Here is a 13,851-nt window from a genome sequence, read left to right on the forward strand (position 1 = left end):
TATTGAGGCTCGGATGATTTCAGACGGCCTTAACGGTAACTGCATGCCCAGCTGTCGGCACGATTGGGCAGCTGCTCGAGAAAACCGGCAAGCATATCGTATTGTGCGGCGGCACTGTCTAACTGATTAATGGCGCGGCGTGCGGTTTCTCCCTCCGGCATATCTGCGATATACCAGCCGATATGCTTGCGGGCAATGCGCACTCCGTCGCGCTCGCCATAAAAATCGTGCATACCGCCGATGTGCCGCAATATGGTTTCGCTGCATTCCTGTATGGTGAGCGCATCGGGCAGGCAACCGTGTTCGGCAAAATATTTCAAATCACGAAACAGCCACGGCCGGCCTTGCGCTCCCCGACCGATCATAATGCCGTCGGCTCCTGTTTGCTTGAGCACCTCTGCGGCTTTCTGCGGAGCGGTAATGTCGCCGTTCACCCAAACGGGAATATTCAAACGGCCTTTGGCTTCGGCAATCAAATCATATTCCGCCTCGCCTTTATACATCTGGGTGCGTGTGCGCCCGTGGATGGCAATCGCCGCGATACCGGCATCCTCCGCCATGCGCGCAATCGTAAGAATATTTTTATGTTCGTCGTGCCAGCCCAAACGGGTTTTGAGCGTTACCGGAACATCCACCGCGCGGACAACGGCATTCAAAATATTCTCCACCAGCGGTTCGTTCTGCAACAGCGCACTGCCTGCCAACACATTACACACTTTTTTGGCCGGGCAACCCATGTTGATATCGACAACCTGAGCACCCTGCTCCACATTGTATCGTGCCGCATCCGCCATCTGCACAGGGTCGTTCCCTGCAATTTGAACCGCCACCACACCGTCTTCGCCGCTGAAATCGCTTCTGCGGAGTGTTTTGCGGGTTTGCCGCAAAGTCGGATCGCTGTTCAACATTTCGCCTACCGCCCAACCCGCTCCGTATTCGCGGCACAACTGCCGGAAAGGTTTGTCGGTTATACCGGCCATCGGCGCAAGCGCAATGGGGTTGTCGATCGAATAAGAGCCGATTTGCATAAACATAAACAGGATACAGTTTGTACGAGACACGGATTGTACATTTTTTAAGCAGAATTTTCCAACGCAAAAACAGCTTTGACAACTTTAACCTTCAATTAAAAACATCTTCTGAAAAACCGAATCCATATATGCCATTCAATTAAAAATAACAGTATAATTATTCAAATTGAATTAAATTCTCTCTCTTCACTTACTTTCCGCCTTCAAAGTTTAAAAACAATAAAAATAACATTAGATTACATTAATTTAATGTTTATTTTTGTAATGCTGCCTGTAGGTATTTTATATTGAAAAATTACCCGAAATTCATATTATTAATATAAAAATATTCATAACCGTTAACACATAACCATTTGGCCTTCAAATCTGCCATTTGAATAAAATGAAACTGGGAAAAATCACTTTAAAGTTAGAATAAAAATACAAATTCCGTCATTTACTTTAAAGGCAATTTTATTGAAGTAAATGATTTAACAACGAAACCTTATTGGGAGATTCAAAATGAGTTACGGTTATTCTTCTTATGGCTTCCAACCCGGATACGGCGGCTATTACGGCTACGGCTGGGGTGGAAAAGGCGGAAGTAAAGGCAAGGGAGGAAAAGGCAAAAAAGGAGGATGGATCGATTGCTATCCCGATCATTACTACCCACCCTTATATCCCCAGCCCAAACCCAAACCTAAACCGGACTGGGGTGAAGACGGAAAAGGCGGCTGGAAACCGATTCCCAAACCCAAACCACAGCCTAAACCCGATTGGGACGACGATGATAAAGGCAAAGGAAGCTGGAAGCCCAAGCCACACCCCAAACCCCACCCCAAACCCGACTGGGACGACGATGATAAAGGCAAAGGCAGCTGGAAGCCCAAGCCACAACCCAAACCTCATCCCAAACCCGATTGGGATGACGACGACAAAGGCAAAGGCGATTGGAAACCCAAACCGGACAATCCCGATTCTAAAAATCCTGACGGCTGGCAGCCTTTGCCCAAGCCTGAGCCAATGCCGAAACCTGAGCCGAAACCTGAGCCGAAACCTGAGCCGAAACCTGAGCCGAAACCTGAGCCGAAGCCTGAGCCGAAGCCTGAGCCGAAGCCTGAGCCGAAGCCTGAGCCGAAGCCTGAGCCGAAGCCTGAGCCGAAGCCTGAGCCGAAGCCTGAGCCGAAGCCTGAGCCGAAGCCTGAGCCGAAGCCTGAGCCGAAGCCTGAGCCGAAGCCTGAGCCGAAGCCTGATGATTGCGTAGATTGCAAAGACAACAACCCAAATCCCGACAACAGCTTTGGCGGCATCGATAAAAATCCCGGCAATATCATTGACGGCAAAATTATCGGCACCGACCATAAAGACACCATTTACGGCACCCAACACGGCGACATCATCGACGGTCGCGGCGGCGCCGATGTGATCTACGGAAAAGGCGGCGACGACATCATTTACGGCGACAACAACGGTGATACGCTCTACGGCCAAGAAGGTAACGACACCTTGTATGGCGGTAACGGCAACGACTATCTCAACGGCGGCGTAGGTGACGACATCATGCGCGGCAACCAAGGTAACGATGTTTATCTGGTTGAACAAGCAGGCGATAAAGTGATCGAACTGCCCGGCGAAGGCTTGGATACCGTTCGCACCTATATCAACTACGAGCTGCCCGACAATGTTGAAAACCTGATTTTGATGGGCAATGCCAACCTGAACGGTACCGGCAACAGCCTCAACAACGAAATCATCGGCAACGGTGCCAACAACGAGTTGCGGGGCATGGGCGGAGACGACCGCCTGATCGGTAAAGGCGGTTCCGACTGGTTAGACGGCGGAACAGGTAACGACTACCTCGAAGGCGGCGCAGGCAACGACACTTATGTGTTTAACAAAGGTTACGGCAAAGATGTTGTTTGCGATTACGACACCACTGCCGGCAACCACGACGTGATCGAATTCTGGCACGGTTTGCACTCTTCCGATCTGGAATTCAGCCGCAACGGTAACGACTTGACCATCTCAGCCAACGATAAAGATATTCTGACCGTTGTGAAATGGTTTGAAAGCTCTGCCTACCGCATCGAAGAATTCAACTTCGACGACGGCAGCGTATGGGATACCGCAGCCATCGACAAAGCCTTGAGTGCTCAAGGCGTTGACACCGGCTACGCTACCGCAAGCTACGATTCGGTAGCTCTGCCGAATAACAACGAAGGCATTATCTAAATAAACGGCACACATATTGCGGACGGCCGCCGCAATTTGTAAACCGCTGAAAACATCCCCCGAAAACTGCCCGGTTAAGGCGGTTTTCGGGGGATTTTTATTGCCTGCAAAGTTTTCCTGCCAACAAACAAAACCTTTACAGGCACCGGATACAGTCTATTAACTCAAATTTAATAATAAAAGCCGTCTGAAAACCTTTTCAGACGGCCTCTAATCAATATATGTTCAATATATGTTGGACATACGCATTAACGGCCGATACGGGTGTGCGACGTTTCCACGCCGCCTTTCACTTCTCCGTATATCTGCCGTGAACCGGAGCCGGATTGTGCGCACGAAGCCAACAACACCGCCAATATTGCCCCATACCATACTTTCATGATTACCTCCTCAAACCGTCAATCTACTTTACAGACAAAATGGAACGCGTCGATTTCAAACCCGCTTTCAAAATACAAACGGTGGGCGGGTGTGCGCTCGCTGCCTACATCGGATTGGACATGAATTTTACGGATGCCGGATTCTTCGGCAATTTTTTGAACTTCGGCCAGCAAGCGCGCGGCATAGCCTTTGCTGCGTCCTTGCGGAATCGTTACCACATCGTCGATATGGATATGGCGGCCGCTGGCGAGATTGGTTTGCTCGCGGAAACCGCATACGGCCACGGCATTGGTTTTGCCTTCTTCAAAAATACCCAACAACCGGTAGCCTTGCGGACGTTGGTGGGTGTTAACCTGCTCGACAAAGCGGGATACATCGTTCAGCGTGGTGCGCAAAATGCTTAATGCGGCAAAAGCCACGGCAGTTTCTTCTTCGCCGATTTCACGCAACACGCTCTGTACGGTTTCTGCCTTTTGCTGCTCCGCAACGGCCTCTTGCACGGCCGCTCCGCCCGCCACCGCCGCTACCGGCGGTGTTTGCGCCGCCGTTTCTTTAGCCGCCGCCTGCTCATCTATTAACGATTGGCAATCCATTACACGCAAATCGTTGTCGGCGGCAAAATCCATCAAAAAGCGGAACATCGAGGGGTTGATTTCTTCGAGCTTTTTATCTACCGCCACGCAGCGGATTTTATCGACCAATATCGGATGTACCCACTCGTGATAAGACAGCCGGTTGCCCTTATCAAAAGAAGATAAGATACCGCACAGCCGCTCAGCCCAATCGCTCGGACGGAACACTTTTCCGTTGCTGGTGGTGCCGTGAATGATGATTTCATAGGGATTGCAAACTAACATGGGCGGCTCGCTTTAACTATATTGTTGTTCGGCGCGGAATAAAACAAAATGGCGCAATACCGGATAATTCTCTTCTTTGTGGCGACGATTATACCGTAGTGCGGTATCAATCTAAAGCATCAGCCCGTCGGACGGAATAAAATGGTGCGTGAAAGGAGGCTGCCGCCGCACGCTGTTTTCAGACGGCCTCACCTGCTTCTGCCAGCTTTTCCTGCACCGCCCGCCATACCGCATCTACAGGTATCGCTTCCAACATGAGGGTCGGATCGTCTGTATTGATACTGTCCGGATGGGGCAGCTCGCCGAAATCTCCCGCCCACACGACCGTTGCTTTGTCGGAATAGGGCCGCCAGCGGCTGACCCAGCTCGGCCCGAACAAGGCTACTTGCGGTTTGTCGAGCGCAGCAGCCATGTGCATGGGAACGGAATCCACTCCAATAAACAGTTGCGCGCCGTGAATGGCGGCGGCCAGCTCGCGCAAGTTCAGGCATCCCGACAGCTGCCATACTTTTACCCCTTCGGGAATATTCAGACGGCCTGTAATGTCTGCCAACATGGCTTGCTCTTGAGAATCGGGAGCTGCAGTTAATACGATATTGCGGCCGCTGTCGAGCAGGCGTTGCAGCAGTTCGGCATATTTACCGTTATCCCAACATTTAAACTGCCAGCGCGAACCGGGGTGCATCAACACATAAGCCTCTCCCTGCCAGCCGCGTTCCGTTAACTTGGCATGCAGCGATTCGCGGGTAAGGGCATCAATCTCCATGCGCACTTTAGGCCGGTAAGCGTTATCGAGCCGCCACAACGGGCGCAGCACCGCCAAATGGTTTTCGACAATATGGTGCTCATGGCCGAGATCTTCGCTCAATTCGTTATGGCAAAACCGCCACAGCGCATTATCGCGCTTGCCGTACCGCAGGCTCGCGCTGCGTTTGCCGCACAACTTGGCCACCGCTGCCGCGCGCCATTGGTCGGAAAGGTTGAACACCCAGTCGTAACCTTGTGCTTTCAAATCGGAAAAGAGTGCCGTTTCATGGGCAAGCTGCTGCCGCACCCCCTGCTTTTTCCATTGGCGGTCAATCGTAAAAATACGGCGTATCTGGCTGTTGTCGCGCAAAATATCCGCCGTTTCGCGATACACCAGCATATCGACGGCGCAATCGGGATAAGCCTGTTTGATTTTATCGACAACAGGCGTGGTCAGCAGCACATCGCCGTGATGTCGCAATTTAATAACCAAAACGCTTTTAGGCGCATGCTCGTAGTGAGAACTCATGTTGACAAGCCTTTTTCAGACGGCATCAGGCGGCGGCGGTGCGCCTGCCGGATGTTTGTAACGGTTGTAGGCGAAAAGATATTGTTCGGGAAACCGGCGGATCCAATTTTCGACATTTTGATTGATGACCGCCGCATCGTGCTGTTTATCGCCGGTCAAGCCGCCTTGCAGCGGTTCGATGTGCAGCACGAATCCTTGTCCTTCGGGCAAACGCTCGCCGCAGAAAAACAATGCCTTCACGCCCTTGATCTGCGCCAATTTGGCGGCCAAGGTCATGGTATAAGCAGGCTTGCCGAAAAAACCGGCCCACACGCCCTCTCCGCCTTCCTGCGGGTCGGGTACATGATCGGGCAGCACAATCGTTGCTTCGCCGGCCCGCAGAGCTTTGATAATCTGCTTGACACCTTGAATATTCGCCGGCGCGGTGCGGCCTTTGTCACGCACCCTGCCTGCCTGCATCACTTCGTCGAACGCTTTGATTTTCGGCGGTTTGTACATGGCCGTAAGCGGGAACGGCAAGCGGTGGCTGATGTAGCGGCCGGCAATATCGTAGCTGCCGATATGCGGTGTAATCAACAACAACCCTTCGCCGTTGTCTAAGGCCGTCTGAATATGTTCCCAGCCGTGTACTTCTTTAAACAACGCCGCCACTTCTTCAGGCCGTCTGAAAAAAGCCACCGGCAGCTCCAAACCGCCCTTGGCGGTTTCCTGCAACACCGCTTTTACCATTCGGTCGTCTGAACGGATGCCGGCAATCTCCAAATGCTTGCGGATGCGTTCCCGGTTCGAAGCCGAAACACGGAACGCCAATCCGCCCGCCACGCGGCCGACAACATGCAGCAACGGCAAAGGCAACGCAGCAAACAGGCGGAAAATCAAAGCAATCAGTTTCTGCATGAACATAAAAAAGGTGGTAGAAAAATGCTGCTATTGTAATAGAAAAAAGGCACGGCCAAACCACTCTTCAAACAAAAAGCTTCCGCCCCTGCACCGCTTTGATTCCGCTTTTTTCAGACGGCATGCCCCGCCCCAAAACGGCGTTCTCTGCTATAATCCCAGCGTTTATTTTCTATCCGCCGCATCCTTTTGGCCTGCGGCTTCGTTATTTAAGAAAGCATTCCCCCATGAGCGAATATTTATTCACTTCCGAATCGGTATCGGAAGGCCATCCCGATAAAGTGGCCGACCAGATTTCCGATGCCATTCTCGATGCCATCTTGGCGCAAGACCCGACAGCCCGCGTGGCTGCCGAAACTCTGGTCAACACCGGCTTGTGCGTGCTTGCCGGCGAAGTAACCACCACCGCCCATGTCGATTACATCAAAGTGGCGCGCGAAACCATTAAACGCATCGGCTACAATTCTTCCGAGCTGGGCTTTGACGCCAACGGCTGCGCGGTCATGATGTGCTACGACCAACAGTCTCCCGACATCGCCCAAGGCGTGAACGAAGGCGAAGGCTTGGACTTAAACCAAGGCGCGGGCGACCAAGGCCTGATGTTCGGCTACGCTTGCGACGAAACCCCCACGCTGATGCCGTTTGCCATTTATTACAGCCACCGCCTGATGCAACGCCAAAGCGAAGTGCGCCGCGACGGCCGCCTGCCGTGGCTGCGCCCCGATGCCAAAGCCCAAATTACCGCCGTTTACGATGCCGAAACCGGCAAAGTCAAACGCATCGACACCGTGGTATTGTCCACACAACACGACCCGGAAATCGAGCATGAAGAGCTGCGCCAAGCCGTGATCGAACACATCATCAAACCCGTGCTGCCGAAAAACATGCTCACGGAAGACACCAAATATCTGATCAACCCCACCGGCCGTTTCGTGATCGGCGGCCCGCAAGGTGACTGCGGCTTAACCGGCCGTAAAATCATCGTCGATACCTACGGCGGCGCAGCCCCCCACGGCGGCGGTGCATTCTCCGGCAAAGACCCCACCAAAGTCGACCGCTCCGCCGCTTATGCCTGCCGCTATGTGGCCAAAAACATCGTTGCCGCAGGCTTGGCCACCCAATGCCAAGTGCAGGTTTCCTACGCCATCGGCATTGCAGAACCGACCTCGATTTCCATCGACACCTTCGGCACGGGCAAATTGAACGAAGAAGAACTGATTAAATTGGTACGCGAACATTTCGACCTGCGCCCGAAAGGCATTGTGCAGATGCTCGACCTGCAACGCCCGATTTACAGCAAAACCGCCGCCTACGGCCACTTCGGCCGCGAAGAACCCGAGTTTACTTGGGAGCGCACCGACAAAGTGCCGGCATTAAAAGCGGCCGCAGGTTTGTAATCCTGCCGAGCCGAATAACTTGAGGCCGTCTGAACATTCGTTTTCAGACGGCCTCAAGTTTATTCAGACACTACATTCTTAATTATTGTTCGGACGGCTTTCCTTCTCCGAATACACCGGCAACTCCGGAACAGTACGCGCAGATTCAGGCACGGAACCCGACAAGGTATTCAAAAACGCTACGATTTTTTCTACCTCTTCTTTCGGCAGTTCTCTACCCAATTGGGCTTCGCCCATAATGCTCACCGCTTTATCCAACTCCCACACGCTGCCGTCATGGAAATAAGGATAAGTGCGGCTCACGTTACGCAAACCCGGCACGCGGAACACAAACTTATCGCTTTCCGCTTTAGTCACCTCAAAGCGGCCTTCGTCATGTTTTTTGCTGCCGGTAAACTGCCAATAAGGGCCTTTGACCAAACCGAATTTCTGGAAAGAATCTCCGCCCAGCGTTACCCCTTTGTGGCAGGCGATACAGCCGTTGTTGATAAACGAACGTACACCTTGGCGTTCGGTTTCATTCAAGGCATTGATATTGCCTTTCAAATAATCGTCCCACTTCGTCGGCGTGAGCAAAGTGCGCTCGAATGCCGCAATCGCATGGGTAATGTTTTCAAAAGAAACCGCACCGCCTTTTTCAGGAAACGCCTCTTTAAACAAAGCCTGATATTCGGGAATGCCTGCGATTTTTTTCTCAACCGATGCTTGGTCGGTATTGGCCATTTCCACCGGATTCAACAGCGGGCCACCGGCCTGCTCTTCCACCGTTGCCGCGCGCCCGTCCCAGAACTGGCTGCCCAGCAAGGCCGCATTCAACGCGGTCGGAGAGTTACGCTCGCCGAAAGTACCCTTGTGCCCCGGGCTGGTCGGCAGATTGTCCACACCGGCGGTGGCAAGGCTGTGGCAAGAATTACAGCTTACCGTATTACCCTTCGACAAACGCGGCTCATACCACAACTGATGACCCAGCTTAACCTGTGCAGGCGTAATAGGATGGGCTTTCTGCATTTCAACCTCATCGGGCAGCGGCTGGAACAATGTTTGAGCCTGTTTCAACAACTCTTTGTCTTCGGGCGAAGCATTACTGTTGTCCACAGCCGCTTGAGAGGCCGCAGAGGCAGCAACAGCAGGCGCGGAAGCCGCTTCGGTTTGCGCAGGTTTTTCTTTTTCACCGCAAGCAGAAAGAGCCAACAATACAGTAAGGGCAACACTGCCCTTATTCAAAACATTTTTCATGGTGGTTCCTTAATATTTATGGTTATTTGATATCGGTATTGACCAAGACGGTTAAACAACAAAATCCTTACAAACATTTTCAGTATAAACATCATCTTTTTTCTTGATTTGCTTAAAATCAATGTTTTGCAATCTATAAAAATTACAAATCATGCCAATAGCCATTATTAAAACGGCTGCCGTCGATTCATACCGTCTTCCATTTACCCGTCCGCCCGCCATTGCTGTTTTACCAAACTTGCACCCCTACGGTGATTGTTTTAAAGTTAGCCCATTCCAACAATGAGAATACCAATATGAATATCACCGTTATAGGCGCAGGCTCTTGGGGAACCGCGCTTGCCCTACATTTCGCACAACACGGCCACCGTATTTCGTTATGGTCGCGCAATGCCGAACACATGCAAACCCTTCGGCAAGACCAAGAAAACAAACGCTACCTTCCGGGCTTTTCCTTTCCCGACACCCTCAGCGTCCATACCGACTTACAAGAAGCCCTGAAAAACACCGAACTGGTATTAATCGTTACCTCCGTTGCAGGGTTGCGCGACAGCGTCAAACTTTTAGTCGAACACAACGCCGGACACCTGCCCATCCTTACAGCCTGCAAAGGCTTCGAACAAGACACCGGCCTGCTCACCTTCCAAGTCGTTAAAGAAGTCGTACCCGACAACACCAAAATCGGCGTCTTATCCGGCCCAAGCTTTGCCCAAGAATTGGCCAAACAACTGCCTTGTGCCGTTGTGTTGGCTTCGGAAAACAAAGAATGGACAGAGGAACTGATAGGCCGTCTGAACAGCAACGTATTGCGCCTTTACGGCAGTGAAGACATCATCGGCGTAGCCGTAGGCGGTGCCGTTAAAAACATCATGGCCATCGCCACCGGCATTTCAGACGGCCTCGAATACGGACTCAACGCCCGCGCCGCCCTCGTCACACGCGGTCTCGCCGAAATCACCCGCCTTGCCGTCGCCATGGGCGCACAACCCAAAACCATGATGGGGCTGGCCGGCATCGGCGACCTGATTCTTACCTGCACCGGAGCACTTTCACGCAACCGCCGAGTCGGCTTAGGCTTGGCAGAAGGCAAAGAACTCCACCAAGTATTAAAAGAAATCGGCCATGTATCCGAGGGCGTCAGCACCATTGAAGAAGTATTCAACACCGCCTGCAAATACCAAATCGACATGCCGATTACCCACACCCTGCTCCAGCTGCTCCGAAAAGAACTCAATGCCCGCCAAGTTGTCGAACGGTTAATGGAACGCGAAACCCGCTTCGAATAACCCTTTACTTACCCGTCACATATCAGGCCGTCTGAAAAACATCACGTTCAGACGGCCTTATTTGACAGCCCCATCCATCCCTACTATGCTTGCCCCCATATCAACCGAGCGGTACACAACATGAATCAATCTCTGGAAAAACTCGAAATCAATGTTTACCAGCTGGTACAGAAATTCGAAACCCAGCTGGGCGAAAACAAACGCCATCAAGAAGAAATCGCCCGCCTGAAAAGCGAAATTACCCAGCACCAAATGGCACAAGAACAGCAAAAAAACGAACATCAGGCAGCTGTCGACGAATTGAGCGAAGCTCTCATGGTACAAATGAGCAACCTCAAAAACGAAATGCAGAACCGCATTCAAACCGTTACCGATGAAATGCAAAACAAAATCGACGAATTGACCGCCGAAAACCAAAAATACCGAGATGCACTAAACGCCAACGCAGAACATCTGCGCAAACTGTTGTCGCGCCTGCCTCAGCAACCCGAAGCCACCCAACAAGAAGGATGCTAAACAATGAGTATCGAACAAGTCAGCCTAGAAATCATGGGTCGCTCATTTACCATCGGCACCCCTTCAGAAGAAAAAAACACCCTTCTCCAAGCCGTTAACATGCTCAACCAAAAGTTTGACACCATCAAACAAAACGGCCGCATCGTCGAAACCGACAAAATCGTCATCATGGCCGCACTCAACGTCGTTCACGACCTCCTAAAAATGTCGATGAAAGATGATTTGGCAATCGGCGATTTTGAGCGTAAAATAACAGACATGATTAATGCTTGCGATAAAGTTTTATCCAAAACGGCATAGCAAGCCGAAAGCTTTTTCCCTGCGGTGTTCGCGAAGGCATACATTCCTTTGAACCAATACGTTCGCTTTAGGTTGCCGGGAGATGCAGTGGGCGCGAGCGTCTTTACAGATGCACCCGAAACTGCCCGTGGTGACCGCCTTGTCAGCAAGGTTCAAGCGGATTCAGCCTAAACGACACCAGCGGGGATTCCCCAAAACAAAATGCCGCCGGTAGGCGGCATTTTTCCTCCTGATAAAAAATCAACAACCAAACACACCAATTCTCACAAACCATTCAGCTCAAGCCACACTCAAGCACGCAGAAACAGCAACCAATACAACACCATTCAGCTTTCATCCTAAAGTCTCCAACGTATTTTCCCAAGCAACTCAAATCAGATTGACAGACTTCCGAATCATCTATAAAATCGGCAGCTTTCTATATCTATCTGGATTACCCCTTATGAAAACCTTTTCAGCCAAGCCGCATGAAGTAAAGCGCGAGTGGTTTGTGGTTGACGCCCAAGATAAAGTATTGGGTCGCGTTGCCGCAGAAATCGCCCGTCGCCTGCGCGGCAAACATAAGCCCGAATACACCCCGCACGTTGATACCGGCGACTACATTATCGTCATCAACGCAGACAAACTGCGCGTAACCGGTAATAAAGCTTTAGACAAAAAATATTACCGTCACTCAGGTTTCCCCGGCGGCATCTACGAGCGCAACTTTACCGAAATGCAAGAAAAATTCCCTGAGCGCGTTTTGGAAAAAGCCGTTAAAGGCATGTTGCCCAAAGGCCCCTTAGGCTATGCCATGATCAAAAAACTGAAAGTATACGCCGGCTCAGAGCACGGCCATGCTGCACAACAACCCAAAGTTTTAGATATCTAAGGACACCACATGAACGGTAAATATTACTACGGCACCGGCCGCCGCAAAAGTTCAGTGGCTCGTGTATTTCTGCAAAAAGGTACCGGCCAAATCATCGTAAACGGCCGCCCTGTTGACGAATTTTTCGCCCGCGAAACCAGCCGCATGGTCGTACGCCAGCCTTTGGTTCTGACTGAAAATGCCGAATCTTTCGACATTAAAGTAAATGTAACCGGCGGCGGCGAAACCGGCCAATCCGGTGCTATCCGCCACGGCATTACCCGTGCCTTGATTGATTACGATGCAGCCTTGAAATCTGCATTATCTCAAGCCGGCTTTGTTACCCGCGATGCACGTGAAGTTGAACGTAAAAAACCGGGTTTGCGCAAAGCACGTCGCGCAAAACAATTCTCAAAACGTTAATTCCTATTACTTATTTACGTTTACATTATCAAAAATCCCTGTTTACAAACAGGGATTTTTCTTTTGGGCAGCAAATGTTTGCAATCACACACCAGCAATACACTTACCCATCCAAACGTTAAAAATTACTCTTCTTCAAGCATTACTTCTCTTTTCATTCACAACAATACGGAAATAAAATCATCATTCATACCTATATCCCTATATCGAAAAATCTTCTTCTACCGGTTGATACAAGATTTTATCAATTCTCTCCCTATTCAAGCCCGGTGCAAATAAATTAATAAAATCATAAGTATAACCACGCAAATATGTATCAGGGCGTAAAGCGATATAAGTTTGGGAGGGTTCAAATAAATGAGAAGCATCAATAAGATGCAAATCCCGATCCAATTGTTTGTCGTAAGCCATTTTCGCCATCAAACCCACGCCCAAACCCAATCTCACATAAGTTTTCAAAACATCGGTATCCGCAGAAGACAATGCAACAGAAGGCATATCCAGTCGAGCTTTATAGAATGCACGGGAAATATTGCTGTTATTATTTATTGCAAATTCATAGGTTACCAAAGGAAAGCGGGCCAAATCCGACAAACTAAGCGGATTCATACATTCCAACAAAGGATGATGGTCAGGTACCAAAACCGCATGAGTCCACTCGGAACAAGGTAATTTCCGCAATTCATCACCTTCTTCTAAAGATTCTGTTGCGATAGCAAAATCAGCCTCGCCGCTGACAACCATTTGAGAAATGGCCGACGGATTACCTTGTTTGATACTGAGTTTAACCTTAGGGTACTTTTTCACAAATTCCGATACCACCTTAGGCAAGGCATACCTTGCTTGCGTATGCGTGGTGGCAATAGTTAACGAACCGCTATCCTGATCGGTGAATTCATGACCGATATTTTTGATATTCTGCACATCACGCAAAATACGCTCGGCCAGCTCCAAAACTGCTTTACCCGGCTGAGAAACGGAAACCACCCGTTTCCCGCTGCGTATAAAAATTTGAATGCCGAGCTCTTCCTCTAATAAGCGGATTTGCTTAGATATACCCGGCTGCGAAGTAAACAACGCTTCTGCCGCCTCAGATACGTTCAAATTATGACGAGAAACTTCAAGAGCATAACGTAATTGCTGTAACTTCATATAAATATTAATTAATAATGAGATAGAAATTTGTGGGC

14 protein-coding genes and 1 other RNA gene are annotated in these 13,851 nt (G+C 50.5%); 8 read left to right on the plus strand and 7 right to left on the minus strand.

Annotated features, from left to right (window positions below):
* Positions 1-29: 29 nt before the first annotated feature.
* Positions 30-1,028 carry a tRNA dihydrouridine synthase DusB gene (dusB, locus tag LVJ88_RS10430; protein ID WP_085356232.1) on the minus strand — a complete coding sequence of 333 codons (999 nt, stop codon included), beginning with the start codon at positions 1,026-1,028 and terminating at the stop codon, positions 30-32.
* A 504-nt stretch (positions 1,029-1,532) separates the two neighbouring features.
* Here dusB and LVJ88_RS10435 point away from each other — a divergent pair.
* Positions 1,533-3,242, plus strand: a complete 1,710-nt coding sequence (locus LVJ88_RS10435; RefSeq protein WP_244694158.1) for a calcium-binding protein — start codon at positions 1,533-1,535, stop codon at positions 3,240-3,242.
* Between the two features lie 248 nt (positions 3,243-3,490).
* On the opposite strand, the gene LVJ88_RS12580 is transcribed toward LVJ88_RS10435, so the two are convergent.
* The 4 genes from LVJ88_RS12580 to LVJ88_RS10450 all read right to left on the minus strand — a co-directional run bounded on the left by LVJ88_RS12580 (position 3,491) and on the right by LVJ88_RS10450 (position 6,653).
* The gene (locus tag LVJ88_RS12580) at positions 3,491-3,622 is read right to left on the minus strand and encodes a hypothetical protein (protein WP_255351195.1); all 132 of its coding nucleotides are present in this window, start codon (positions 3,620-3,622) and stop codon (positions 3,491-3,493) included.
* A gap of 18 nt (positions 3,623-3,640) precedes the next feature.
* Positions 3,641-4,480, minus strand: a complete 840-nt coding sequence (locus tag LVJ88_RS10440; protein ID WP_085356217.1) for a GNAT family N-acetyltransferase — start codon at positions 4,478-4,480, stop codon at positions 3,641-3,643.
* Between the two features lie 178 nt (positions 4,481-4,658).
* Entirely contained in the window at positions 4,659-5,756 is a 1,098-nt protein-coding gene (gene rfaQ, locus LVJ88_RS10445; protein ID WP_085418387.1) for a putative lipopolysaccharide heptosyltransferase III, read from the minus strand.
* A gap of 15 nt (positions 5,757-5,771) precedes the next feature.
* Complete coding sequence (locus tag LVJ88_RS10450; RefSeq protein WP_054600164.1) at positions 5,772-6,653, minus strand: lysophospholipid acyltransferase family protein; 882 nt, start codon at positions 6,651-6,653, stop codon at positions 5,772-5,774.
* 227 nt (positions 6,654-6,880) lie between these two features.
* On the opposite strand from LVJ88_RS10450, the gene metK reads away from it, so the two are divergent.
* On the plus strand, positions 6,881-8,050 hold the full coding sequence (gene metK / locus LVJ88_RS10455) for a methionine adenosyltransferase (protein ID WP_085356215.1): 1,170 nt from the start codon (positions 6,881-6,883) through the stop codon (positions 8,048-8,050).
* 78 nt (positions 8,051-8,128) lie between these two features.
* Here metK and LVJ88_RS10460 read toward each other — a convergent pair whose 3' ends face one another.
* A complete protein-coding gene (locus tag LVJ88_RS10460; protein WP_085418386.1) occupies positions 8,129-9,286 on the minus strand; it encodes a cytochrome-c peroxidase in 1,158 nt (385 codons plus the stop codon).
* A gap of 296 nt (positions 9,287-9,582) precedes the next feature.
* Here LVJ88_RS10460 and LVJ88_RS10465 point away from each other — a divergent pair, with 296 nt between their 5' ends.
* The 6 genes from LVJ88_RS10465 to rpsI all read left to right on the plus strand — a co-directional run bounded on the left by LVJ88_RS10465 (position 9,583) and on the right by rpsI (position 12,661).
* The gene (locus LVJ88_RS10465; RefSeq protein ID WP_085360142.1) at positions 9,583-10,572 is read left to right on the plus strand and encodes an NAD(P)H-dependent glycerol-3-phosphate dehydrogenase; all 990 of its coding nucleotides are present in this window, start codon (positions 9,583-9,585) and stop codon (positions 10,570-10,572) included.
* A gap of 120 nt (positions 10,573-10,692) precedes the next feature.
* Positions 10,693-11,088, plus strand: coding sequence for a hypothetical protein (locus tag LVJ88_RS10470; RefSeq protein WP_085418385.1), 396 nt, complete (start codon positions 10,693-10,695; stop codon positions 11,086-11,088).
* A gap of 3 nt (positions 11,089-11,091) precedes the next feature.
* The gene (locus LVJ88_RS10475) at positions 11,092-11,388 is read left to right on the plus strand and encodes a cell division protein ZapA (protein ID WP_085360137.1); all 297 of its coding nucleotides are present in this window, start codon (positions 11,092-11,094) and stop codon (positions 11,386-11,388) included.
* A gap of 13 nt (positions 11,389-11,401) precedes the next feature.
* A non-coding RNA gene (ssrS, locus tag LVJ88_RS10480) (6S RNA) lies at positions 11,402-11,579 on the plus strand.
* A 251-nt stretch (positions 11,580-11,830) separates the two neighbouring features.
* A complete protein-coding gene (gene rplM / locus LVJ88_RS10485) occupies positions 11,831-12,259 on the plus strand; it encodes a 50S ribosomal protein L13 (protein ID WP_054600139.1) in 429 nt (142 codons plus the stop codon).
* A 9-nt stretch (positions 12,260-12,268) separates the two neighbouring features.
* Positions 12,269-12,661, plus strand: coding sequence for a 30S ribosomal protein S9 (rpsI, locus tag LVJ88_RS10490; protein ID WP_054600140.1), 393 nt, complete (start codon positions 12,269-12,271; stop codon positions 12,659-12,661).
* Between the two features lie 201 nt (positions 12,662-12,862).
* On the opposite strand, the gene LVJ88_RS10495 is transcribed toward rpsI, so the two are convergent.
* On the minus strand, positions 12,863-13,813 hold the full coding sequence (locus tag LVJ88_RS10495) for a CysB family HTH-type transcriptional regulator (RefSeq protein WP_085418384.1): 951 nt from the start codon (positions 13,811-13,813) through the stop codon (positions 12,863-12,865).
* Positions 13,814-13,851 lie beyond the last annotated feature (38 nt).

This window comes from Neisseria dumasiana (genome assembly GCF_022870885.1).
In the GTDB taxonomy this organism is placed as follows: Bacteria; Pseudomonadota; Gammaproteobacteria; order Burkholderiales; family Neisseriaceae; genus Neisseria; species Neisseria dumasiana.